19 protein-coding genes are annotated in these 24,111 nt (G+C 74.0%); 14 read left to right on the forward strand and 5 right to left on the reverse strand.

What is annotated here, in order from left to right; genetic code table 11:
- Positions 1-224 precede the first annotated feature (224 nt).
- Positions 225-1,307 (forward strand): sugar phosphate nucleotidyltransferase, encoded by a 1,083-nt coding sequence (locus ACFVFQ_RS34555; protein WP_383423817.1) that lies wholly within the window; start codon positions 225-227, stop codon positions 1,305-1,307.
- Positions 1,308-1,378: 71 nt separating this feature from the next.
- Positions 1,379-2,284: a DNA-3-methyladenine glycosylase family protein gene (locus ACFVFQ_RS34560; RefSeq protein ID WP_383423819.1), complete on the forward strand. Its 906-nt coding sequence runs from the start codon at positions 1,379-1,381 to the stop codon at positions 2,282-2,284.
- Positions 2,285-2,314: 30 nt separating this feature from the next.
- Here ACFVFQ_RS34560 and ACFVFQ_RS34565 read toward each other — a convergent pair whose 3' ends face one another.
- From ACFVFQ_RS34565 to ACFVFQ_RS34575, 3 genes are all read right to left on the reverse strand, one after another.
- Positions 2,315-3,661: a coenzyme F420-0:L-glutamate ligase gene (locus tag ACFVFQ_RS34565; RefSeq protein WP_383423821.1), complete on the reverse strand. Its 1,347-nt coding sequence runs from the start codon at positions 3,659-3,661 to the stop codon at positions 2,315-2,317.
- Positions 3,658-4,617, reverse strand: a complete 960-nt coding sequence (cofD, locus tag ACFVFQ_RS34570) for a 2-phospho-L-lactate transferase (RefSeq protein WP_383423824.1) — start codon at positions 4,615-4,617, stop codon at positions 3,658-3,660. Before cofD ends, ACFVFQ_RS34565 begins: the two co-directional genes overlap by 4 nt.
- A 98-nt stretch (positions 4,618-4,715) precedes the next feature.
- The gene (locus ACFVFQ_RS34575) at positions 4,716-5,225 is read right to left on the reverse strand and encodes a cysteine dioxygenase (protein ID WP_383423827.1); all 510 of its coding nucleotides are present in this window, start codon (positions 5,223-5,225) and stop codon (positions 4,716-4,718) included.
- 740 nt (positions 5,226-5,965) lie between these two features.
- On the opposite strand from ACFVFQ_RS34575, the gene ACFVFQ_RS34580 reads away from it, so the two are divergent.
- From ACFVFQ_RS34580 to ACFVFQ_RS34590, 3 genes are all read left to right on the forward strand, one after another.
- The gene (locus ACFVFQ_RS34580; protein WP_003983763.1) at positions 5,966-6,229 is read left to right on the forward strand and encodes a WhiB family transcriptional regulator; all 264 of its coding nucleotides are present in this window, start codon (positions 5,966-5,968) and stop codon (positions 6,227-6,229) included.
- A gap of 319 nt (positions 6,230-6,548) precedes the next feature.
- Positions 6,549-10,400, forward strand: coding sequence for a glycosyltransferase (locus ACFVFQ_RS34585; protein WP_383423831.1), 3,852 nt, complete (start codon positions 6,549-6,551; stop codon positions 10,398-10,400).
- The gene (locus ACFVFQ_RS34590; protein WP_383423833.1) at positions 10,397-11,983 is read left to right on the forward strand and encodes a DUF5719 family protein; all 1,587 of its coding nucleotides are present in this window, start codon (positions 10,397-10,399) and stop codon (positions 11,981-11,983) included. Before ACFVFQ_RS34585 ends, ACFVFQ_RS34590 begins: the two co-directional genes overlap by 4 nt.
- Positions 11,984-12,037: 54 nt before the next feature.
- Here the strand turns inward: ACFVFQ_RS34590 and ACFVFQ_RS34595 are convergent, their stop codons facing one another.
- Positions 12,038-12,496 (reverse strand): metallopeptidase family protein, encoded by a 459-nt coding sequence (locus tag ACFVFQ_RS34595; RefSeq protein ID WP_383423837.1) that lies wholly within the window; start codon positions 12,494-12,496, stop codon positions 12,038-12,040.
- A gap of 279 nt (positions 12,497-12,775) precedes the next feature.
- On the opposite strand from ACFVFQ_RS34595, the gene ACFVFQ_RS34600 reads away from it, so the two are divergent.
- From ACFVFQ_RS34600 to ACFVFQ_RS34635, 8 genes are all read left to right on the forward strand, one after another.
- Positions 12,776-13,222, forward strand: coding sequence for a DUF3499 domain-containing protein (locus tag ACFVFQ_RS34600; RefSeq protein WP_383423839.1), 447 nt, complete (start codon positions 12,776-12,778; stop codon positions 13,220-13,222).
- A gap of 110 nt (positions 13,223-13,332) precedes the next feature.
- Entirely contained in the window at positions 13,333-14,691 is a 1,359-nt protein-coding gene (locus ACFVFQ_RS34605; RefSeq protein WP_383423841.1) for a phosphomannomutase/phosphoglucomutase, read from the forward strand.
- Between the two features lie 128 nt (positions 14,692-14,819).
- Complete coding sequence (locus ACFVFQ_RS34610; protein WP_383423843.1) at positions 14,820-15,002, forward strand: Trm112 family protein; 183 nt, start codon at positions 14,820-14,822, stop codon at positions 15,000-15,002.
- A 43-nt stretch (positions 15,003-15,045) separates the two neighbouring features.
- Positions 15,046-16,182 (forward strand): SIS domain-containing protein, encoded by a 1,137-nt coding sequence (locus tag ACFVFQ_RS34615; protein ID WP_383423845.1) that lies wholly within the window; start codon positions 15,046-15,048, stop codon positions 16,180-16,182.
- A 108-nt stretch (positions 16,183-16,290) separates the two neighbouring features.
- Positions 16,291-17,493, forward strand: a complete 1,203-nt coding sequence (gene manA, locus ACFVFQ_RS34620; RefSeq protein WP_383423847.1) for a mannose-6-phosphate isomerase, class I — start codon at positions 16,291-16,293, stop codon at positions 17,491-17,493.
- Between the two features lie 117 nt (positions 17,494-17,610).
- Positions 17,611-18,555 (forward strand): cation diffusion facilitator family transporter, encoded by a 945-nt coding sequence (locus ACFVFQ_RS34625; protein ID WP_383423849.1) that lies wholly within the window; start codon positions 17,611-17,613, stop codon positions 18,553-18,555.
- Between the two features lie 381 nt (positions 18,556-18,936).
- A complete protein-coding gene (gene ahcY / locus ACFVFQ_RS34630; RefSeq protein WP_383423852.1) occupies positions 18,937-20,394 on the forward strand; it encodes an adenosylhomocysteinase in 1,458 nt (485 codons plus the stop codon).
- 159 nt (positions 20,395-20,553) lie between these two features.
- Positions 20,554-21,168, forward strand: coding sequence for a hypothetical protein (locus ACFVFQ_RS34635; RefSeq protein WP_383423855.1), 615 nt, complete (start codon positions 20,554-20,556; stop codon positions 21,166-21,168).
- A gap of 232 nt (positions 21,169-21,400) precedes the next feature.
- Here ACFVFQ_RS34635 and ACFVFQ_RS34640 read toward each other — a convergent pair whose 3' ends face one another.
- Positions 21,401-22,444 carry an RDD family protein gene (locus ACFVFQ_RS34640; protein ID WP_383423859.1) on the reverse strand — a complete coding sequence of 348 codons (1,044 nt, stop codon included), beginning with the start codon at positions 22,442-22,444 and terminating at the stop codon, positions 21,401-21,403.
- A gap of 154 nt (positions 22,445-22,598) precedes the next feature.
- Between ACFVFQ_RS34640 and ACFVFQ_RS34645 the strand changes: the two genes are divergently transcribed.
- The gene (locus ACFVFQ_RS34645) at positions 22,599-23,606 is read left to right on the forward strand and encodes a stage II sporulation protein M (protein WP_383423862.1); all 1,008 of its coding nucleotides are present in this window, start codon (positions 22,599-22,601) and stop codon (positions 23,604-23,606) included.
- Positions 23,607-24,111 lie beyond the last annotated feature (505 nt).

The following is a 24,111-nucleotide window of genomic DNA, read 5'->3' on the forward strand; positions in this document are numbered from 1 at the left end:
GCCGGGCCCCGCCCGCCGTGAAACTCGTCACCCGCTGGTCACTTCGCCGTCATCCGCGGCACTGAACCGATCGCCGCCCCGGCCCGTCCTAGGGACCGCACACGCCCCCGCCGGCCCCCTGTCGCCCGGCCCCGTCCAGGCGTCCCGCCGAGGGCGGCCGGCGGACCGTCTGCCTACACTGGTCCGCCCACCGGCCGACCACCCCACAGCGAACTGAGGACACAGTGACCGAAGCGATCCTCCTGGTCGGCGGCAAGGGCACCCGGCTGCGCCCGCTGACGGTGCACACGCCCAAGCCCATGGTCCCGGCCGCCGGCGTGCCCTTCCTCACCCACCAGCTCGCGCGCGCCCGCGCCGCCGGCGTCGAGCACGTCGTGATGGCCACGTCCTACCTCGCCGAGGTCTTCGAGCCGTACTTCGGCGACGGCTCCGCGCTCGGCCTGCACCTCGAATACGTCACCGAGGTCGAGCCCCTGGGCACCGGCGGCGCGATCCGCAACGTCGCCTCGCGGCTGCACTCGGCCCCCGACGACCCGGTGCTGATCTTCAACGGCGACATCCTCACCGGCCTCGACATCCGCGCCCTGGTCGACACCCACCGCACCGCCGGCGCCGACGTCTCCCTGCACCTCACCCGCGTCGAGGACCCGCGCGCCTTCGGGCTGGTCCCCACCGACGACACCGGCCGGGTCACCGCCTTCCTGGAGAAGCCGCAGACCCCCGAGGAGATCGTCACCGACCAGATCAACGCCGGCGCCTACGTCTTCAACCGGTCGGTCATCGACACCATCCCCACCGGCCGCCCGGTCTCCGTCGAGCGCGAGACCTTCCCCGGCCTGCTCGCCGACGGCGCCCACCTCCAGGGCATGGTCGACTCCACCTACTGGCTGGACCTCGGCACCCCGCAGGCGTTCGTCCGCGGCTCCGCCGACCTGGTCCAGGGGCGCGCCCCGTCCCCGGCCGTCCCCGGCCGCTGCGGCGACCGCCTGGTCCTGGACGGCGCCGACGTCGCCCCGGACGCCAAGTTGACCGGCGGCACCGCCGTCGGCCCCGCCGCCCGGATCGGGGCCGGCGCCCAGGTGGACGGCAGCACCGTCCTGGAGGGTGCGGTGATCGAGGAGGGCGCCCGGATCCACGACTCGCTGATCGGCGCCGGGGCCCGGATCGGGGCCCGTACGGTCCTGGACGGCGCGGTGATCGGCGACGGCGCGGTGGTCGGCGCCGACAACGAACTGCGCGACGGCATCCGCATCTGGTGCGGCGCACGGATCCCGGCCGGCGCGGTCCGCTTCTCCTCCGACCAGTGACGACGAGCCGTCGACCGGCGGCCCGTCCACAGCCGGAACGGGGCCCGCGCCCGATCGCCTAACCTGGCCCCATGCCCGCCCGCACCTGGGTACCGCCCGGCCCGTACGACCTGCACCGCACCCTCGGGGTGCTGCGCCGCGGCCCCGGCGACCCCGCGTTCGCGGTCCGCGGCGACGAGGTCTGGCGCGCCTCCCGCACCCCCGCCGGCCCCGGCACGCTGCGCCTTCTCGCCCGCCCCGCCGAGGGGACGGTCGTGGCGACGGCCTGGGGCCCGGGCGCGCAGTGGCTGCTGGAGCAACTGCCACAGCTGCTGGGGGAGGGCGACGAGCCGGAGCAACTGACCGCCCGGCACCGGGTCGTGCACGAGGCGCGCCGCCGCCACCCCGGCGTCCGGCTCGCCCGCACCGGCCTGGTCCTGGAGTCGCTGATCCCCTCGGTCCTGGAGCAGAAGGTCACCAGCGACGAGGCGTACCGCGCCTGGCGGTTGCTGCTCCAGCGGCATGGCACGCCCGCCCCCGGCCCCTGGGACCGGCTGCGGGTGATGCCCGACCCGCGCGGCTGGGCGCTGATCCCGTCCTGGGAGTGGCACCGCGCGGGCGTCGACGCCAAGCGGTCGTCGGCGATCCTGCGTGCCGTCCGGGCCGCGGCGCGGATGGAACAGGCCGCGGGGATGGAGCTCGCCGACGCCACCCGCCGGCTGACCGCGATCCCCGGCATCGGTCCGTGGACGGCCGCCGAGACCCTCCAGCGCGCCCTGGGCGCCCCCGACGCGCTCACCGTCGGCGACCTGCACCTGCCGAACATCATCGGCTACGCGCTGACCGGCCGCCGCGGCACCACCGACGCGGAGATGCTGGAGCTCCTCGCGCCCTACGAGGGTCAACGGCACCGCGCGGCCCGGCTGATCCTGCTCTCCGGCCTCGTCCCGCCGCGCCGCGCCCCGCGCTTCCCGGTGGGCGACATCGCCCGGCTGTGACCGGGGCGGCGCCGCCCACCGCGCGCGGCGTCAGCGGACGGTGACGAAGTCGTCCACCGGCCGCGCCGGCCGCTCCCGGGGCGGCGCCGCCGGCCGCCCGATCGCCACCGCCCCCATCGGCTCCCACTGCGCCGGCAGTTGCAGCACCTCCCGGACCACGTCTCGACAGAACATCGTCGAGGAGATCCACGCCGACCCCAGCCGCTCACCGGCCAGCGCCACCAGGAAGTTCTGGATGCCCGCGCCGTGCGCGACGACGAACATCTCGCGCTCGGCGGCGGCGCGCCGCGCGTCCGGATAGGCGTGCGCCCCGTCCAGCACCATGCACGGCACCGCCAGGTAGGGCGCGTTGCGCAGCACGTCGCCGCGGCGCACCCGCTTGGCGATGGACTCCTCCGCTCTCCCGTCCGCGCGCAGGTCCGCCACCCAGGCGTCCCGCATCGCGTCCAGCAGCCGGGTCCGGGATGCGGCCGACTCCAGCAGGACGAACCGCCACGGCGCGGTGTGGTGCGGCGCCGGCGCGGTCAGCGCCGCCGCCACCGCGCGCCGCACCGCGCCCGGGTCCACCGGATCGTCGGTGAACTCCCGCACCGTGCGCCGCAGCGTCACCGCCTCCCGCACGGCCTCGGAGGTGCCCAGCCGGAACATGTCGCTCGCGGCGTTGCGCACCAGCGCCCGGGCCCCCGTCACCTCCCCGTCCTCGGTCTCGCTCTCCTCGGCCACGACGTGCGGCAGCCCGCGCACCACCGCCACCGGCAGCGCGGTCGCCTTGCCCTTCACCAGGTCGCCGGCGGCGGCCAGTTCGTCGGCGGTGGCCACGATGGTGGCGCTGAGCGGATTGCCGTACGCGTCGGTGCCGCCGCGCAGGTCGTCCAGGACCCGCACCCCGGCCGCCCCGATGGCGACGTCGGTCAGTCCGCTGCGCCACGGCCGCCCGAAGGTGTCGCTGATCAGCACCCCGACGTCCACGCCGAGCGTCTCGCGCAGCCCGGCCCGCAGCGCGCGGGCCGAGGCGTCGGCGTCCACGGGCAGCAACAGCACCGTGCCGGCAGGGGTGTTGGAGGCGTCCACGCCGGCCGCGGCCATCACCAGGCCCTGGGGGTTCTCCACGATCCGCAGGGTCCCGCGGCGGGCCACCACCCGCACCGTCTCGGCGTCGATCGCCGCCTCGCGGTCGGTGGCCTCGACGATCCGCCCCTCGGCCTTGCTGACGATCTTCGAGGTGACCACCACCACGTCGCCGTCGGCGAGTTGGGTCGCGCCCTCGGCCGTCGTGGCGGCCGCGATCAGCTTGACGAGGTCGTCGCCCGGCCGTACTTCGGGGATGCCCGGCAGCGCCCACACCCGGTAGCCGGGCTCCGGGGCCGCCCCGGTCACGCCCGCACCTCCGCGGCCAGCGCCAGCGCCTCGCGGGCCATCGCGGCGGTCGCGTCCAGGTCGGTCATCATCAACGGCACCGCCCGGCAACGGATCCCCGCCGCCTCGACCTCGGCCACCGCCCCGGCGTCCACCTCGTCCACCAGCCAACCGTCCAACAGCCCCGCACCGTAGTGCTGGGCCACCGCGGCCGCCGTCGACTCCACGCCGACCGCCTCCAGCACCTTGTCGGCCATCCCGCGCACCGGCGCGTCCCCGACGATCGGCGACAGCCCGACCACCGGCGCCCCGGACGCCGCGACGGCCTCCCGGACGCCCGGCACGGCCAGGATCGTGCCGACGCTGACGACCGGGTTGGACGGCGGGAAGAGGATCACGTCGGCCTCGGCGAGCGCCTCCAGCACGCCCGGCGCCGGCTTGGCCTCCTCGGCGCCGACCGGCACCACGGCCAGCGCCGGCACCGAGGCCCGCATCCGCACCCAGTACTCCTGGAAGTGCACCGCCTTGCGCTCGCCGTTCTCGTCCTCGACGGCCACATGGGTCTCGACCCGGTCGTCGGACATCGGCAGCAGCCGCACGCCCGGCTGCCAGCGGTCGCAGAGCGCCTCGGTGACGGCGCTGAGCGGATAGCCCGCGCCCAGCATCTGGGTCCGCACGATGTGGGTGGCGAAGTCCCGGTCGCCCAGCCCGAACCACTCCGGCCCGACGCCGTACGCGGCCAACTCCTCCTTCACCCGGAACGTTTCGCCGGCCCGTCCCCAACCCTGGTCCTCGTTGATGCCACCGCCGAGCGTGTACATCACGGTGTCGAGGTCCGGACACACCTTCAGCCCGAACAGATGGATGTCGTCACCGGTGTTGCCGATGACGGTGACGTCCGCGTCCGGAGCCGCTGCCTTCAGTCCCCGCAGAAAGCGGGCGCCGCCAATACCGCCGGCCAGAACCACAATGCGCATGCCGGTAAGTGTGTCAGCCGGAGGCTGATTCCTTGAGAGGGATGGGGTCTCCCCTGCTCGAACCGAGTTGAGAGCTTGGGGAAGGCCGGACGCGGGCGTCAGTTGGCCGCGGGCTCCTGAGCGGGCGCCGCCCCGGCCGGACGGAGGCGGCCGCGCGGACGCATCGGCATCTCGGTCAGGCCGGGGAAGTAGACGTGCAGGCTGACGGCCGGCACCAGCGCGTCGTTGACGACCTCGTGGACGTAACCGGGGGCGAAGACCTGCTGCTTCCCGGCCGTCAGGCCGCGCGGCCCGCCCGCGGTGTGCTCGGTCAACTCGCCCTGAAGGACGGTCAGTACGCCCGACGACGGCCCGTGGTCGTGCCGGCCGCTGCCCTGCCCGGGCAGCCAGCTCAGCAGCCACACCTCGTACTGGGGGCCGGTGCGCAGCCGGTGGTACCAGCGGGTGGTGGCGTCGTAGCGGACCAGGGGCGCCCAGGCGTCGCGGTCGGCGGCGATCGAGCGGGCCAGGCCCGCGAAGCCGGCGACGGTGCTGGGGTGGGCGGGGACGGGCGGCAGCAGGTGCGGGATGGCGAGCGGGTCGCCGGCGATCTGGACGTCGCTGTTCATGGACGGGTTCCTCGGCGGGAGTGCGGGACGTACGCGCGGAGCCCCGCGGGGCGGGGCGGGAGGGGTGCGGCACGGCGCGGGCCGTTCCTTGTGGGGGCACGGCGCGGTGGTCGCGGAAAAGCGGTGCGCTGGGGGTGCCTCCCAGCGGTGGCTGGGGGAGGGGTGGTCCGAGCGCGGCGGCTGGAGCTCAGTGGCTACGACAGCTGGAACAGCGACAGCGGGCCTGCACGGCGCAGAGGGACCCGTAGGAGCGGGTCAGTCGGTGCGCGGAGGTCGCTGGCATGCGGACAAGAAGACACGGGGCAGCGGCGCGCTGTCAAACGGAGGCCGCGGGGGCCGGCGGCGTTCACCTCATCCGGTTACGCCGTTCGGAGAAAGGTTTGTGCGACCCCCGGTAAGGAGAAGCGGACCAGCAACCGCACCCGGGGCGGCCGTTGTAGACCTGTGACCCCGTTGTGATCTTCCCCGCTCCGACGCGCGAAGTGCAACGCAAAAGGCGCCCGCCGGCGTCTCACTCGGTGAGAAGGGGGCCACGGGTTGAACGCCCGGGGAAGTGTCCTGGTTTTGGATGATTTGAACACTTTCCGCATACGCTTGGTTCCGCAGAGTGAATAAGAGGCCCAATAGCAGATCTCGGCTTGACTGGCCCGGATCAGCACACTTGTAATTTCACTCGTGTCGTTCAGCCGATTTCGATCACGGCTTGATCACGGGGACGTAAAGACAGACGAGGGGCGCGCATGACCGAGCTGTTCCAGGAATTGCTGGTCGAGGAGGCGGACGAGGAGCTCGGCTGGCAGGAGCGCGCACTGTGCGCCCAGACCGACCCCGAGTCCTTCTTCCCGGAAAAGGGTGGCTCCACCCGCGAGGCCAAGAAGGTCTGCCTCGCCTGCGAAGTCCGGTCCGAGTGCCTCGAATACGCCCTCGCCAACGACGAGCGCTTCGGTATTTGGGGCGGTCTGTCCGAGCGCGAGCGCCGCCGCCTCAAGAAGGCCGCCGTCTGACCGTGACAGCCCAGCCCCCCGCACCCGCTCCCCGCGGCCGTGCCGACCACACCGCCGCACCTCCCCAACTCCCCATATCCGCCTATACCGAACGCACCGCCTCCAGCGCCCTGTCCGCCGGAGGCGGTTTGCTGTGTACGGAGCCGATCGGGGCCCCGCCGCGAACCATTAGTGTGGGGCCCCGTCCGAGACACGCCCGCACCGCCGGCGCGGGGTGCGCGTGTCCCTCGTAGTCCGTCGCAGTGTCTTCCGGGGGCGGGGGCCTTGAGCGACTTCGCCGCGGGCCCCGAACTCCCGGGTCCGGAGGGCCCGTACCTCGATGTCCGTGCACAGCCAGTCGGCGGCCCAGTCCGCCCCCTACGCAACCGCCGCACCGGAGTTCCCACGGCACGTCGTCACCGCCGTGATCGTCTCGCACGACGGTGGCCGCTGGCTGCCCGACGCGCTCGCCGGGCTGCTCGGCCAGGAGCGACCGGTGCAGAACGTCATCGGCGCCGACACCGGTAGCGCGGACGACTCCGCCCAACTGCTCGCCGAGGCGATCGGCGACGACCGCGTGCTCCACCTCGCCCGCCGCTCCGGATTCGGCACCGCCGTCGACGAGGCGGTGCGCACCGCCCCGGTCCTCGGCCCCGACGACCTGCCCTACCTGCGCCGCCCCAGCGGCTGGGACCCCGTCAGCCGCACCTGGCACGACGAGGCGTACGACATGCCGGAACTCCCGCACGGGGAACCGGTCCAGTGGCTGTGGCTGCTGCACGACGACTGCGCGCCCGCGCCCGACGCGCTCACCGAGCTGCTGCGGGTCGCCGACGCCAGCCCGTCCACCGCCATCGTCGGCCCCAAGCTGCGTAGCTGGTACGACCGCCGGCAGTTGCTCGAAGCGGGCGTCAGCATCGCCCGCAGCGGCCGGCGGTGGACCGGCCTGGACCGCCGCGAGCAGGACCAGGGCCAACACGACCAGGTCCGCCCGGTCCTCTCCGTCTCCACCGCTGGCATGCTCATCCGCCGCGACGTCTATGAGCAGTTGGGCGGCTTCGACCGCCGGCTGCCGCTGATGCGCGACGACGTCGATCTGTGCTGGCGCGCCCAGGCCGCCGGCCACCAGGTGCTCATCGCCCCCGACGCGGCGCTGCGGCACGCCGAGGCCGCGGCCCGCGAGCGCCGCCCCATCGACTGCGTCGGCCGCTCGGTGGCCCGCCCGTCGCCCGACCGCCACCCCTCATCGAAGCGCTTCGCGCTGCGTGGTGTCACCCCGCACCGCGTCGACAAGGCCGGCGCCGTCTACGCCCTGCTCGCCAACACCCGTGGCGCGCTGCTCCCGTACACCCTGCTGCGGCTGCTGGTCGGCACCCTGCTGCGGGTCGTCGCCTACCTCGTCGGCAAGGTCCCCGGGCAGGCGCTGGACGAACTCGCCGGACTCTTCGGCACATTGCTGCGCCCCGGGAAGATCCTCGCGGCCCGTAAGCGACGCGGGAAGCCGGCGGTCGACGCGGGTGAGCTGCGGCCGCTCTTCCCGCCGCCCGGCGCGACCGTCCGCGCCACCGTCGAACAGGTCGCCGGCAACCTCGCCGGCAAGGCCGCCCCCGACGTCGCCTCCGCCGGCCGGCACGGCGCGGTGGAGTCCGGGCCCGGCGGCGACGACGCCGACTACCTGGAGATCGAGCAGTTCGCGCGGCTCAAGCGGATCGCCCGCCGCCCCGCGCCGGTGCTCTTCCTCGTCCTGCTGGTCGTCTCGTTGATCGCCTGCCGGGGGCTGCTCGGCGGCGGTTCGCTGGTCGGCGGCGCCCTGCTGCCGGCGCCCGGCGGCCTCGGCGCCATGTGGTCGTCGTACGTCGACAGTTGGCATCCGGTCGGCGTCGGCGACACCGCCGCGGCGCCGCCCTACCTCGCCGTGCTCGCCGCCCTCTCTACGCTCTTCCTGGGCAGCACCGGCTTCACGCTGACCCTGCTGCTGGTCTGCTCGGTGCCGCTGGCCGGCCTCACCGCCTACTTCGCCTCCCGCCCCCTGGTCGCCTCCCGGCTGCTGCGGGCCTGGGCGAGCATCGCCTACGCCTTCCTGCCCGCCGCCACCGGCGCGCTGGCCGGCGGCCGCCTGGGCACCGCCGTGCTGGCCGTCCTGCTGCCCCTGATGGCCCGCGCCGCGGTCGCCGCCAGCGGGCTGCGGCTGGCCGCCGGCACCCGGCCGAGCTGGCGCGCCGCCTGGGCGTACGCGCTGCTGGTCACCGTCACCACCGCCTTCACCCCGATCGTCTGGCCGATCGCGGTGCTGCTCGGCGTGGGCCTGCTGGTCCTGCGGTTCCTGGACGGCAACCGCGGCCTGTTGATGCCCTACCTGCTGCGGTTCCTGGCCGTGGCGCTGGCCCCGCTCGTGGTGCTGGCGCCCTGGTCGCTGTCGCTGCTCGCCGACCCGTCGCGGTTCTTCCGCGAGGTCGGCCTCGACTACGGCGCCGGCTCCGCCTCCGTCCTGGACCTCATCGGGATCAGCCCCGGCGGCCCCAAGGCCGTCGGCGGGCTGCTGCTCCTCGGCGTCGTGCTGGCCGCCCTCGGCGCGACCCTGCGCGACGCCCGGCAGACCGCGATCCGCACCGCCTGGGCCGTCGCCCTCGTCGGGCTGTTGTGCGCGGCGCTCGGCAACGGCTCCGGCTGGATGGGCCCGGCCCTGCTCGTCTACGGCCTGGCGCTGCTGTGCGCGGCCGCGCTCGGTGCCGAGGGCATCCGCACCCGGATGACCGCGCTCGGCTTCGGCTGGAAGCAGCCGGCCGCCGTGCTGATCGCCCTGGCCTGCCTGATCGCCCCGCTCTACGCGGCGGTCAGCTGGATGATCACCGGGGCCGCCGGCCCGTTGCAGCGGCGCGACGCCACCCAGGTCCCGGCGTTCGTCGCCGAGGAGTCCACCACCACCGACCGGGCCCGCACCCTCGTCCTGGACGGCACCCCCGGCCACGTCGACTACTCCCTCGTGCGCGGCGCCGGTGCCCAGCTCGGCGACGCGGACCTGGCCGCCGAGGCCGGCCCGGACGCCCGCCTGGACGCCGTCGTCGCCCACCTCGTCGCCGGCTCCGGCGCCGACCAGACCGACCGGCTCGGCGGCTACGCGGTCCGCTACATCCTGGTCCGCAAGGGCGCCCCGCGGGAGATGGGCCGCGTCCTGGACGCCACCCCGGGCCTGACCCGGCTCAGCCAGGAGGACGGCAGCGCCCTGTGGCGGGTCGACCAGCGGGTCTCCCGGATCGCGATCGTGTCCGGCCCGACCAAGGAGGGCACCGCCAGCGGTGCGGCCGTCGCCCCCGTGCCGGTGCCGGCCGGGCCGGTCGACGCGCACACCGCCAAGGTGCCGGCGGGGCCCGCCGGTCGGGTCCTGCGGATCGCGGACGCCGCCGACGACGGCTGGCACGCCTCCCTCGACGGCACCCCGCTCAAGCCCCTCACCGTCGACGGCTGGGCCCAGGGCTTCCAACTCCCGTCCAACGGCGGCCGGTTGGACCTCACCCACGACACCCCCCTCGGTCACACCCTCTGGCTGTGGGCCCAGGGCCTGCTGGCGCTGGTCCTGGTCGTGATGGCGCTGCCGGGGCGCCGGCGGGAGGTCGACGACGACCTGCCCGAGGAGGCCGCCGCGGCCGCGGCCGCGGCCGCCGCCCCGGTCGCGGGGGAGGGGCGCCGGGCCCGCAGGCTGCGTGCCCAGGCCGAGGCCGCCGGCACCCCGGCCGCCGACGTCCCGGCCGCCCGCAGCGCCGAGGAGCCCCCGGCCGCCGCGCCGGCCCCGGACCAGGGCCAGGACCCGGTCGCCGACCCGTATGCCGCGGTCCCGCCGCAGCCCTCCTACGAGGGCTGGGCCCCCGCCCCGGACCCGTCCGCCGACCAGCAGCCCTACGCCCCGGTGGCCGACCCGTACCAGCCCGGCTACTACGACGGTCAGCAGCAGCCCGCGCCGGCCGACCCCTACCAGGCGGGCGGCTACCAGCCCGGTGGCTACCCGACCGACCCGTACCAGGCGGGCGCCTACGACCCGTATGGCTACGGCGGCCAGCAGCCGCCCTACCCGGACGCCGGCCCGGAGGCGCACCACCAGCACCACCAGCAGCCCCAGCACCCGCAGCACTACGACGGCACGACGTACCCCGGCGCCTTCCCCGAGCCGCGCCGTGACGGGAGCGACCAGCAGTGAAGCGCACCATCCTGTCCCTGACCGCCGCGGCCGCCGCGCTGGCCGCGGTCACTGGCGTCGCCGCGGTCGCGGCCCCCGGCGACGGCGGCGCCACGGCGCCCACCAGCGGCACCCGGCTGCCGGTCCAGCGGTCCACGCTGGTGTGTCCGGCGCCCAGCTCCTCGGAGGTCGCCGACACCACCTACACCGCCTTCGCGCCCCCGGGAGCGGCGGCCGGTGCGGACACCAAGAAGGGCACCGCCCAACTCCAGCCCACCGGGACGCTCGCCGACAGCCATGGCAACCCGGCCGGCAAGGGCGGCAAGGACGCCAAGGGCAAGGGCGGCGCGGCGGATCAGGGCGGGGCGCCGGCGACCGTGCCGCCGGCCGACAGCAAGCCGGTGGTGCCCCTCCAGGAGGCGGGCAAGCCGGTCACCGCGAGCACCGACAGCGCCGACGCCCCCGCCCTGACCGGCTCCGCCGACGGCGTGCTGGCCCCCGGCTGGACCGTCCAGCAGACCACCAGCATCGCCGCCGGCTCCGGCCGCGGCCTCCAGGGCCTGAGCTGCACCGCCCCCGACACCCAGTTCTGGTTCCCCGGCGTCAGCACCGCCTCCGGGCGCACCGACTACGTCCACCTCACCAACCCCGACGGCGCCCCGGCCGTCGTCGACCTCGAAATGCGCGGCAAGGACGGCCCGTTGACTGGCAGCGGCGGCGGCGAGGACATCACCGTGCCGCCGCACACCACCGTCCCGGTGCTGCTCTCCACCCTCACCAGCGGCCCCGCCGACGGCGCCGCGCTGCACGTCACCGCCCGCTCCGGCCGGGTCGGCGCCGCCGTCCAGGCCGCCGACGCCAAGACCGGCGGCGACTGGCTGGCGCCCGCCGCCGATCCGACCCCCGAGGCCGTCCTCCCCGGCATCCCGTCCGACGCCACCGACGTCCAACTGGTCGCCGTGGCGCCCGGCAACTCCGACGCCGACCTCAAGGTCCAACTGGCCACGCCCACCGGCCTGATCACCCCGGCCGGCCTCGACAGCCTGCACGTCAAGAGCGGGATGACGGCCACCGTCGACCTCAAGGACGTCACCAAGGGCGAGGCCGGCTCGCTGGTCCTCACCCCCAGCGGCGACGGTTCCGCGGCGCCGGTCACCGCGGCGCTGCGGGTCGTCCGCGGCAAGGGCGACAGTCAGGAGATGGCGTTCATCCCGGCGACCCGGCCGATCGAGGCCCGCGGCACTGCCGTCGACAACCGCGCCAAGGGCAGCACGCTCACCCTCGTCGCCCCTCAGAAGGGCAAGGACGCCAAGGTGAAGGTCACCGCGTCGGCCGGCAGCGGCGGCGGTACCCCGGCCAGCAAGACGTACACGGTCAAGGGCGGCACCACCCTCGCCGTCGAACCGCCGCAGCCGACCGGCCTGAAGGGCTCCTACGCGCTGACCGTCGAGCCCCAGTCCGGCAGCGGCCCGGTCTACGCGGCCCGAATGCTCCAGATCCCGCAGGGCGGACTGCCCGCCTTCACCATCCAGCCACTTCCCGACGACCGCGGCTCGGTGCTCGTCCCGACCGCCGGCCAGGACCTGTCCCTGCTCGCCCGCTGACGGCCGAGCACCGCCCCCCAGCGGCGACACCCGCGCCAGACCCGCGCCGCCGGCTCACTCCTGCCCGTAGCGCGGGTCCACCGACTCCGGCGCGAGCCCCAGCAGTTCGGCGACCTGCTCGACGACGACCTCGTGCACCAGCAGCGCCCGCTCGTCGCGCCCCTTGGTGCGGATCTCCACCGGCCTGCGGTAGATCACGATCCGATCGCGATATTCGTCGGCGGCCGGCAGCACCCGCCCCAGCGGCACGACGTCGTCCTCCAGGAGCGGATCCGCCCCGCCGTCCGGCCCGAACCCCGGCACCTCCAGCACCAGGAAGTCGACCTGCGCCAGCTGCGGCCAGCGCCGCTCCAGCCGGTCCCGGGAGTCGTAGACCAGGTCCACGAACGCGTCGCCGCGGCTCACCGACAGCGGCACCTGGGGAGGGGCGATCGGTCCGCGCATGCCACGGCCGTGGCGGTCGCGGCGCCGGGGCCGGGGCTCCGCAGGACGGGGAGGTACGGGGCTGTCCATCAGATCGAGCGTAGCCCTCCGGCGACGACCGGCACGGCGTTGTGCGACAACTCGCCACTTGTCGCCGACTGACCGGACCGAGCCTGGTTCGGTCCGTTTGCCGCACCGTATTCGATCACCCAACTCCCACGGCCCGACGCGAAATGACATGAATTGCACTACCTGGTGGTGGGATGCCCTCGGGGGCCCGCCCGCCGAGCGGTCTCGGCGGTCACCCTCGCGCCGGCCCTTGACCGGGGGGTGCAGGTCAGACGCATCGGACGAAGCGGGACGACACGGTTGGGTGAGCCGAGGGAGAGTCGTCGCGGCCCGCTCAAGAGTGCGGTACCGTCCAACGTCGTGAGCCCTGTACGTCGCTGTTCGCGCACTGCGTGCGGCCGCCCCGCCGTCGCAACGCTGACGTACGTCTATGCGGACTCGACCGCCGTGCTCGGACCGCTCGCCACCTACGCCGAACCGCACTGCTACGACCTGTGCGCCGAGCACTCCGAGCGGTTGACCGCCCCCCGCGGCTGGGAGGTCGTCCGCCTCGCCATCGACCCCGGACCCGCGCGTCCCAGCGGCGACGACCTCGAAGCGCTGGCCAACGCCGTCCGCGAGGCGGCCCGCCCCCAGGAACGCGCCGCCGGCGGCACCGACACCCCCGCTCCCACGGGCCGCGACGGCCACCCCATGGAGGTCGCCCGCCGTGGCCACCTGAGGGTCCTGCGCTCGCCCGACTCCTGAGCACCGGGCCGACACCGGCCCGCCCGCCCCCGTACCCGGCTGGTTCACGGCCCCCGTACAGAACGTACGGGTAGGTTTGTGACCCCCGTAGGCGACCCCAGGAGGCTGGCGTGACTGACTTGTCGCAGATCGTGAAGGCGTACGACGTGCGCGGTGTGGTCCCCGACCAGTGGGACGAGGCGCTGGCCGAGCTCTTCGGCGCGGCCTTCGTCCAGGTCACGGACGCCGACGCGATCGTCATCGGCCACGACATGCGGCCCTCCTCGCCCGGCCTGTCCCGCGCCTTCGCCCGGGGCGCGGCCGCCCGCGGCGCCGACGTCACCGAGATCGGCCTGTGCTCCACCGACGAGCTCTACTACGCCAGCGGCGCCCTGGACCTGCCCGGCGCGATGTTCACCGCCTCGCACAACCCGGCCCAGTACAACGGCATCAAGCTGTGCCGGGCCGGCGCCGCCCCCGTCGGCCAGGACACCGGCCTCGCCGAGATCCGCGCCCTGGTCGAGCGCTGGAGCGAGCAGGGCGCCCCCGAGCCGGCCGCCCGGCCCGGCACCGTCGGCCAGCGCGACATCCTCGCCGACTACGCCGCCCACCTGCGCTCCCTCGTGGACCTCACCGCCATCCGTCCCCTGAAGGTCGTGGTGGACGCCGGCAACGGCATGGGCGGCCACACCGTCCCCACCGTCTTCGAGGGCCTGCCCCTCGACCTCGACGCCCTCTACTTCGAGTTGGACGGCTCCTTCCCCCACCACGAGGCCAACCCGCTCGACCCCAAGAACATCACCGACCTCCAGGCCCGCGTCCGCGCCGTCGGCGCCGACCTCGGCCTTGCCTTCGACGGCGACGCCGACCGCTGCTTCGTCGTCGACGAGAACGGCGACCCGGTCTCCCCGTCCGCCATCACCGCCCTGGTCGCCGCCCGCGAACTGGCCAAGCACCCCGGCGGCACCGTCATCCACAACTGCATCACCTCCTGGTCCGTCCCGGAGGTCGTCAAGGAGCACGACGGCGCCCCCGTCCGCACCCGCGTCGGCCACTCCTTCATCAAGGCCGAAATGGCCCGCACCGGCGCCATCTTCGGCGGCGAGCACTCCGCCCACTACTACTTCCGCGACTTCTGGAACGCCGACACCGGCATGCTCGCCGCCCTCCACGTCCTCGCCGCCCTCGGCGAGCAGGCCGGCCCGCTGTCCCAGCTCGTCGCCCAGTACGACCGCTACGCCGCCTCCGGCGAGATCAACAGCACCGTCGACGACCAGGCCGGCCGCCTGGCCGCCCTCAAGGCCGCCTACGCGGGCCGCGACGGCATCACCCTCGACGAGCTCGACGGCCTCACCGTGACCGCCGCCGACTGGTGGTTCAACGTCCGCCCCTCCAACACCGAGCCGCTGCTCCGCCTCAACGCCGAGGCCCGCGACCGGGCCACCGTCGACCGCATCCGCGACGAGGCCCTCGCGCTCATCCGCGGCTGACCCACCGTCGCCGCCCACGGGAGGGCCGGCCGCCCGGCCCTCCCCGCGGCCCCGCCCCCTCCGGGCAAGCCCCGGCCCCCTCTCCGGCGGTACGCTGGCCACGCCGCAACCACGCCGAAGGAGCCCCGATGCCGGTCGACGCCAGCCTGATCCAGATCCTCGCCTGCCCGGCCTGCCACGCCCCGCTGGAGGACCGCAGTGCAGCCGACCCGGCCGAGCTGGTCTGCACCGCCGGCGCCTGCGGCCTCGCCTACCCGGTCCGCGACGGCATCCCCGTCCTCCTCGTCGACGAAGCCGTCCGCCCCGCCTGACCCGGCACCACCCGCCCCGCCGGCGATCGGAGGCCGCGCCACCATGCTCGACGAGTCACTCCTCGACGCTCCCGAGGCGCTGGCCGGCGCCGACCGCTTCGGCCTGCTGCGCGGAGTCGCCGAATCCGGCGCCCGGGTCCGCACCGCGGCCCGCAGCGCCGCCGAGTCCGGCATCCCCGAGCTGACCCCCGACGGCCGCCCGCGCGCCGTCCTGGTCGCCGGCCCCGGCCCGGCCGCCGCTGGCGTCGCCGACCTGCTGCGCGCCCTCAGCGGCGGCAGCTGCCCGGTCAGCCTCGTCCAGCCCACCGGCGTCGCCCCCGTCCCGGGCGCGCTGCGCTGGGCCCTTCCCGGCTGGGCCGGCCCCCTCGACCTCCTCCTGCTCGCCGGCCCCGACGCCGCCGACCCCGGCCTCGCCGAACTCGTCGAGCAGTCCTACCGCCGCGGCTGCGCGGTCGTCGCCGTCACCCCCGCCGGCGGCCCGCTCGCCGACGCCGTCGTCCAGGCTCGCGGCCTGGCCGTCCCGCTGGCCACCACCGACTACGACGCGGAGTTCGACGTCGAGGGCGCCCCGCCGGCCGCCCCCGGCACCCTCTGGTCCATCCTCATCCCGCTGCTGGTGCTCGCCGACCGGATCGGCCTGATCAGCGCCTCCGCGGACGACGTCGGCAAGCTGGCCGACCGCCTCGACCAGGTAGCCGAGCGCTGCGGCCCGGCCATCCCCACCTACACCAACCCCGGCAAGACCCTCGCCGCCGACCTCGCCGACGCGCTCCCGCTGATCTGGACCGAGGGCCTGATCGCCGGCGCCGTCGGCCGCCACTTCGCCACCGAACTCGCCGGACTGGCCGGCCGCCCCGCCCTCGCCGCCGACCTCCCCGAGGCGCTCACCACCCACCGCACGCTGCTCGCCGGCGCGTTGGCCGCCGGCGCCGACCCGGACGACTTCTTCCGCGACCGCGTCGAACAGCCCGCCGCCCTGCACGCGCGGGTCGTCCTGCTCCGCGAGGAGGCACCGGGTCCGCTCTCCGCCACCCGCGCCGCCCAGGAGCTCGCCGACGAACGCGACACCCCCCTCAGCGCGCTGGAGCCGACCGCCGGCAGTGACCTGGAACGCGCCGCGGAACTCCTCGCCATCGCCGATTTCGGCGCCGTTTACCTGGCGCTCGCCGGCACCGAGTGATCATGGCTCCGGCGGGGCCCACGGGAGACCGTTCGCCCCCGAGCTCCTAGGGAGCAGGGCCCCGCGCCCCACCGGACCACCCACGTCACGTCAGGAAGCAGCCGCCCCATGGATCGCCTCGTCAACACCGTGCGCCCCTATGCCTGGGGCTCCACCACCGCCCTCCCCGACCTTCTCGGCGTCCCGCCCACCGGTGAACCCCAGGCCGAGCTGTGGCTCGGCGCCCACCCCGGCGCCCCCTCCCGCCTGGACCGCGGCGACGGCCCGGTCTCCCTCGCCGACGTGATAGCCGCCGACCCCGAGGCCGAACTGGGCGCCGAGACCGTCCGCGCCTTCGGCCCCCGGCTGCCGTTCCTGTTCAAGATCCTCGCCGCCGGCGCCCCGCTCTCCCTCCAGGTCCACCCCGACCGCACCCAGGCCGAGACCGGCTACGCCGCCGAAGAGGCCCGCGGCATCCCCCTCGACGCCCCGCACCGCAACTACAAGGACCCGCACCACAAGCCCGAGTTGATCTGCGCCCTCACCCCCTTCGACGGCCTGTGCGGCTTCCGGCACCCCGCCGAGGCCGCCGACCTCCTGGCGGGCCTCGACGTCGCCGACCTCAAGCCGTACGTCGACATCCTGCGCGCCAGCCCCGAGGAATCCGCCCTGCGCGAGGTGCTCACCGCCGTCCTCGGCGCCGAACGGCACGCCATCGCCGCGACCGTCGAACGCGCCGCCACCGCCGCCGCCCACCTCGCCCCCAAGGGCGGACCGCACGCCGAGGCGTACGCCGCCTACGCCGGCCTCGCCCACCACCACCCCGGCGACCCCGGCATCCTCGCCGCGATGCTCCTCAACCACGTCCAACTCCAGCCCGGCGAGGCACTGTTCCTCGGCGCCGGCATCCCGCACGCCTATCTCAACGGCCTCGGCGTCGAGTTGATGGCCAACTCCGACAACGTGCTCCGCTGCGGCCTCACCCCCAAGCACGTCGACGTCCCCGAACTCCTGCGCGTGGTCCGCTTCGAGCCCCGCGACGCCGGCGTGCTGCGCCCCGAGGACGTCGACGGCGAGGAGGTCTACGACACCCCCATCGACGAGTTCCGCCTCTCCCGCTTCGCCCTGGCCCCCGGTGGAGCCCCGCGCCCGCTGCCCGCCCGCACCCCGCAGATCCTGCTCTGCACCGCCGGCACCGTGCGCCTCACCAGCGACACCGGCACCACCCGGGAACTGACCCTGACCCCCGGCGGCTCCGTCTTCGCCCCCGCCGGCGAACACCTCACCGCCTCCGGGGACGGCACCCTCTTCCGCGCCACCGTCGTCGCCTAACGGCCCGTCCGGCATCCGGCCGCCCCCCGCCCCCCGCCGGACCGGCTGCAACAATGACCGCCGCAACCGCATTAAAGGAGCGGTAAAGCCCGGTCTACGGAAGGGACCTGCGCACCTATGAGTGCATCCGGCGGTACCAAGGCGATCGTTGCGGCGCTGAGCGCCAACCTGGCGATCGCCGCAGCCAAGTTCGTCGCCTTCGCCTTCAGCGGCTCGTCCTCGATGCTGGCCGAGGGCGTGCACTCGATCGCGGACTCCGGCAACCAGGGCCTGCTGCTGCTCGGCGGCAAGCGGGCCAAGCGCGCCGCCACCGCGGAACACCCCTTCGGCTACGGCCGCGAGCGCTACGTCTACGGCTTCCTGGTCTCCATCGTCCTGTTCACCATCGGCGGCGTCTTCGCGCTCTACGAGGGCTGGGAGAAGATCCAGCACCCGCACCCCCTGGACAACTGGTACTGGCCGGTCGGCGTCCTGCTCTTCGCCGTCATCGCCGAGGGCTACTCCTTCCGCACCGCCGTCAAGGAGTCCAACACGCTGCGCGGCCAGCAGACTTGGGCCCAGTTCATCCGCCGCGCCAAGGCCCCCGAGCTCCCCGTCGTGCTGCTGGAGGACTTCGGCGCCCTGATCGGTCTGGTCCTCGCCCTCGGCGGCGTCGTCCTCACCCTCGTCACCGGCAACAGCATCTGGGACGGCATCGGCACCATGGCGATCGGCACCCTGCTGGTGCTGATCGCCCTCGTCCTCGCCGCCGAGACCAAGTCGCTGCTGCTCGGCGAGGCGGCTGGCCCCGACCAGATCGCCAAGATCCGCGCCGCCCTCGTCGACGGCGACGTCGTCACCCGCGTCATCCACATGCGCACCCTCCACCTCGGCCCCGAGGAGCTCCTCGTCGCCGCCAAGATCGCCGTCGAGCACGACGACACCGCCACCCAGATCGCCGACGCCATCAACGCCGCCGAGGCCCGCATCCGGGAAGCCGTCCCCATCGCCCGCGTCATCTACCTCGAACCCGACATCTACGACGAGCGGGCCGCCGCCACCACGCCCCCCAGCGCCAACTGACCACCGCGGACCCCGACTTCCCCAGGGAGGCGGGGCCCGCGCCGTCTCCCTGGGGGCCGTCCTCCCCGTACCACGCAGAACAAGCCAACCAACCGCCCGACGAAGCCAAGCCGACGAAGAAGACCATGCGGTCTGGGGCCACGGAGCCGATCGGTGTAAATTCGACTCCAGTGCCAGACGTCGCTGCTGATGGCGGTCGGGCGGCCCGCACCGCGGACCGACCGAGGGAGAGAGGGCCTCCGACGGACTGCGCTGCGGCAAGGGGAGAGGTGTACCCGCCTCCCCGTAGGCTCGCCTACGCCCGGAGAAGCCCGGGACCCCGACCCGCGCCGCAGACTGCCCGAAATGCCCGATCAACCTCGACTCCGAGGAGCAGCCCGTATGACCACAGCAGCCACCGGCCAGGACTTCAAGGTCGCCGACCTGTCCCTCGCCGCTTTCGGCCGCAAGGAGATCACCCTCGCCGAGCACGAGATGCCCGGCCTGATGGCGATCCGCAAGGAGTACGCCGACCAGCAGCCGCTGAAGGGCGCGCGGGTCACCGGCTCGCTGCACATGACCGTGCAGACCGCCGTGTTGATCGAGACCCTGGTCGCCCTGGGCGCGCGGGTGCGCTGGGCGTCCTGCAACATCTTCTCCACCCAGGACCACGCCGCCGCGGCCATCGCGGTGGGCCCGAACGGCACGCCGGAGAACCCCCAGGGCGTGCCGGTCTTCGCCTGGAAGGGCGAGACGCTGGAGGAGTACTGGTGGTGCACCGAGCAGGCGCTGACCTGGGCGGACACTCCCACCGGTGGCCCGAACATGATCCTGGACGACGGCGGTGACGCCACCCTCCTCGTCCACAAGGGCGTGGAGTACGAGAAGGCCGGTCAGGCGCCGGCGGTGGAGTCCGCGGAGAACGAGGAGCACGCCGCGATCCTGGCGCTGCTCAACCGCACGCTGGCCGAAGCGCCGCAGAAGTGGACGAAGTTGGCGTCGGAGATCCGTGGTGTGACGGAGGAGACCACCACCGGTGTCCACCGCCTCTACGAGATGCACCGCGACGGCGTCCTGCTGTTCCCGGCGATCAACGTCAACGACGCGGTGACCAAGTCGAAGTTCGACAACAAGTACGGCTGCCGCCACTCCCTCGTCGACGGCATCAACCGCGCCACCGACGTCCTGATCGGCGGCAAGACCGCCGTCGTCTGCGGCTACGGCGACGTCGGCAAGGGGTGCGCCGAGTCCCTCCGTGGCCAGGGCGCCCGCGTGATCATCACGGAGATCGACCCGATCTGCGCGCTCCAGGCGGCGATGGACGGCTACCAGGTCACCACGCTGGACGAGGTGGTGGAGACGGCCGACATCTTCATCACCACGACGGGCAACAAGGACATCATCATGGCCTCGGACATGGCCAAGATGAAGCACCAGGCGATCGTGGGCAACATCGGCCACTTCGACAACGAGATCGACATGGCCGGACTCGCGAAGATCCCGGGCATCGTCAAGGACGAGGTCAAGCCGCAGGTGCACACCTGGACCCACCCGGACGGCAAGGTGCTCATCGTGCTGTCCGAGGGCCGGCTGCTGAACCTGGGCAACGCCACCGGTCACCCGTCGTTCGTGATGTCCAACTCCTTCGCGGACCAGACGCTGGCGCAGATCGAGCTGTTCACCAAGCCCGAGCAGTACCCGACCGACGTCTACGTGCTGCCCAAGCACCTGGACGAGAAGGTCGCCCGGCTGCACCTGGACGCGCTGGGCGTCAAGCTCACCACCCTGCGCCCGGAGCAGGCCGAGTACATCGGCGTGCAGGTCGAGGGCCCGTACAAGCCCGACCACTACCGCTACTGAGCCGCCACCGGTCCGCCCGCGGACCGGCACCCGGCACCCCCAGCAGCCGCTGGCACCAGGCCCCCGCCCTCCAGGCGGGGGCCTGGCCCGCAGAACCCCCGGAAACCCCCGCGCCACCCGCGCACCGCCCCACCCCCCGCTCCCAAGGACTGCACCCCCATGCCCCGCGGCCACTACTCCCTGCACGACCCGCACGACCACACCCCCCTCGGCGAAGAACACTTCCACTGCGCCACCGGCCCCTCCGGCTGGCGCTACGTCTCCCAGACCCTCAACACCGCCGGCGAACACACCGGCTCCGTCGACCTCACCCTCGACGAACTCGGCCGCCCCCTCCGCCTCGAACTGCACGCCGCCGCCTGGCAGGTCCGCGGCGCCGCCCTCGACGGCGTCACCTGGGTACGCACCGACCCCACCGGCACCCACGCCACCGAGGGCAACGTCCCCGCCCACGCCTTCACCGGCGCCTCACCGGCGTTCCTCGTCGCCACCGCCCGGCTGCTGCGCCTCACCGCCGGAGCCGGCGCCACCCGCGTCCGCCTCGTCGCCTTCACACCCCCCGTCCTCGCCCCCCGCACCCTCGACCAGTCCTGGGCGCTGCTCTCCAGCACACCACACGCCACTGACAACGCCCCGCTCGTCGCCGACGAGTACCAGGTCACCGACCTCGAAACCGGCGAACAGCACGCCGTCCACCTCGCCGGCGACGTCGTCCTGGCCGCCCCCGGCATCGAACTCGAATCCCTCGACTCACCGCCCTCGACGTTCACCTGACGCGGGGGAGGGGCACGGCACCACACGCACTCCACCACGCGCCGACGCGCCACCACGGGCGAACGCGAGCCGGCGGACGGACAGTTGGCCCCCACAAGCCCTGCTGCCCCGCCTGGCTGCCCACCTCACGAGGTGCCCCCGCGCGCACCGCCCGCGCCAGTGCGAGACGGTCACTGACCGCGCCCTCGGGACGGCTGCCCCGCGCTCACTGCCCGCGCACCGCCCGTCCGCCTCACGCCGGCGGCGCGAACCCCGTCCCGCCGCCCGTCGACGACCGTCCACTCGGCCCGTCACCCGGCACGCCCTCTCCCGCGGGCCGGACCACCCCGTTGGCCACCGGCTGCCCCGCCGCCACACCACTCCCGGGCGCAGCCCACGCCCCACCGGCCCCCACCGCATCCCCCGCACCCACGGACGGCGCCCCCACCGCAACGCCACCCGCCGGCGCCCCGCCCCCAGGGACCGCACCCCCGGGCGCCTCCTCCGAAGCCCCCGCCAAAACCGTTCCCCCCGGAACGCCGCTCTCCCCGAACGCCCGCCGGGACTCCCGCTCCTGCCGCTCGCGCACCACCGCGGCCAGGTACACCACCGGATCCACCCCCGCCGGCACCTCCGCCCCCGCGAAGCCCCGCAGATCCCCGGCGAGCCGCCAGGCCATCGCCGCGCCCGCCTGTGGATCCAACTCGCCCAGCCGCCCCAGGCATTGCCGCACCGCCAGCCACCACCCGTCCGGGACCCGCGACAGATCGAGCGCCCCGATCTCCCCGGCCAGCCACGGCGGCGGCTCCGGCAACTGCACCCCCGCGCCCTCCGCCTCGGGCACCCGCTCCCGTATCACCAGCGTCCCGGCGAACACGTCCCCCAGGCGCCGGCCCCGCGCCGACACCAGGGACGCCACCGACGCCAACACCCCCATCGTCATCACGATCTCGACCGCCCCCATGGCACCCCGCACCAGCGCATGCCGGAACCGGATCGGCCCCCCGTCCTCCCGAACCACCCGCAGCCCACAGATCAGCTTCCCCAACGACCGCCCGTGGCTCAGCGTTTCGACCGCGATCGGGACCCCCACCTGCACCAGCACGAACGTCGCCACCTGGACGGCCGCCAGCACCGCACTGTCCATCGAGGACGCCGCGCTCAACATCACCAGCGTCACCGCGATGTACGTCCCCCAGGCCACCGCGAGATCGACCGCTATCGCCAGCCCCCGGCTCGCCAGCCGCGCCGGCCGCAGCCCGAGCACCACCGCTTCCCCCGTCACCAGCTGACTCACGCACCCACTCCCTCTCGTCCCCTTCTTATTGGGCCACCGCCCCGCGGCCCACCCGTCCCACCGCGGTCCACCCCGAAGGCCCGGGGCCCCGCGCCCGGCCAGTCTGCCAAGCTGGCCCGGCACCCACCCACCGCGCTGCGAGGAGCGACCCCGTATGGACCTGGATGTCTTCGTCACGGCCCACGGCGCCGAATGGGACCGACTGGAAGCCCTGTTGCGCCGCAAACGCCACCTCACCGGCGCCGAGGCCGACGAACTCGTCACCCTCTACCAACGCACCACCACCCACCTCTCGCTCCTCCTCTCCAGCGCCCCCGATCCCGTCCTGACCGGCCGCCTGACCTCCCTCGTAGCCCGCGCCCGCAGCAAGGTCACCGGCGCCCGCAAGGCGTCCTGGCGCGACGCCGCCCACTTCTTCACCACCTCGTTCCCCGCCGCCGTCTACCGCCTGCGCCGCTGGTGGATCCCCACCGCGGTGCTCTCCCTCACCGCCGCCGCCCTCCTGGCCTGGTGGATATCGGCCCACCCGGAGGTCCAGGCAACCCTCGGCGCCCCACAGGACCTACGCGAGATGACCCGCCCCGGAGGCCAGTACGAGGCGTACTACTCCAACCACCCCGCCGCGGCCTTCGCCGCCCAGGTATGGACGAACAACGCCCAGGCCGTCGCCCTCTGCCTGGTCTTCGGCGCCTTCCTCGGCCTCCCCGTCTTCTGGGTCCTCTTCCAGAACATGCTCAACCTCGGCGCCGGCCTGGGCCTGATGTCCTCCGCCGGCCGCCTCGACACCTTCCTCGGCCTCCTCCTCCCACACGGCCTCCTCGAACTCACCGCCGTCTTCGTCGCCGCCGGAATCGGCCTCCGCCTGGGCTGGACGGTCATCGACCCGGGCCCCCGCACCCGCCGCACGGCCCTGTCCGAAGAGGGCCGCACCGCCCTGGGCGTGGCCATCGGCCTCGCCGCCGTCCTCTTCGTCTCCGGCATCCTCGAAGGCTTCGTCACCCCCTCCGCCCTCCCCACCTGGGCCCGCATCAGCATCGGCGTCCTCGCCGAGCTGGCATTCCTCACCTACGTCTACGTCCTCGGCGGCCGCGCCGTACGCGCCGGCGAGACCGGCGACATCGCCCCCACCGACCGCGAAGCCCTCCTCCCCACCGCCGCCTGAGGTGCGCACGCCCCCGCTGACCTGCTAATCTCCTCTTCATCCCAGCAACCCGTTGACACGGGTGACAGGGGGAGGTAGATTCAAACGGTTGCAACGAACTGGACAAGTTCGATCGCGACGGTTAGTCTCAATCTCCGCTCCAGCCGCACCTTTCAGATCGGCGGAGCGTGCCGGCCTTTCACTAGAAGTTCCACTCGATCATTTGGATCGACGGCCTTCTGATAAAGTCCGAAAAGCCGAAAGGCGAACCCCTTCGACGGGTAATTCAGAACGGAATTCGAACCAGCCGCTCAGCGGTCGGAAGCGAACGAAGGTCTGATAAAGTCGGAAAGGCCGAAAAGCGAAAGCGAAGCGGCCGAACCCCGCTCCAACAGGGGGCCGGATGCGGAAACGGATCTGGTACGGTTGGAACCGCGAAGAAGCCGAAAGGCCGAATCGCACCGGCGGAAATCAGGGCCGAAAGGATCTGATAGAGTCGGAGACGCAAGACCGAAGGGAAGCGCCC

This window comes from Streptomyces sp. NPDC057743 (genome assembly GCF_042798755.1).
In the GTDB taxonomy this organism is placed as follows: domain Bacteria; phylum Actinomycetota; class Actinomycetes; order Streptomycetales; family Streptomycetaceae; genus Streptomyces.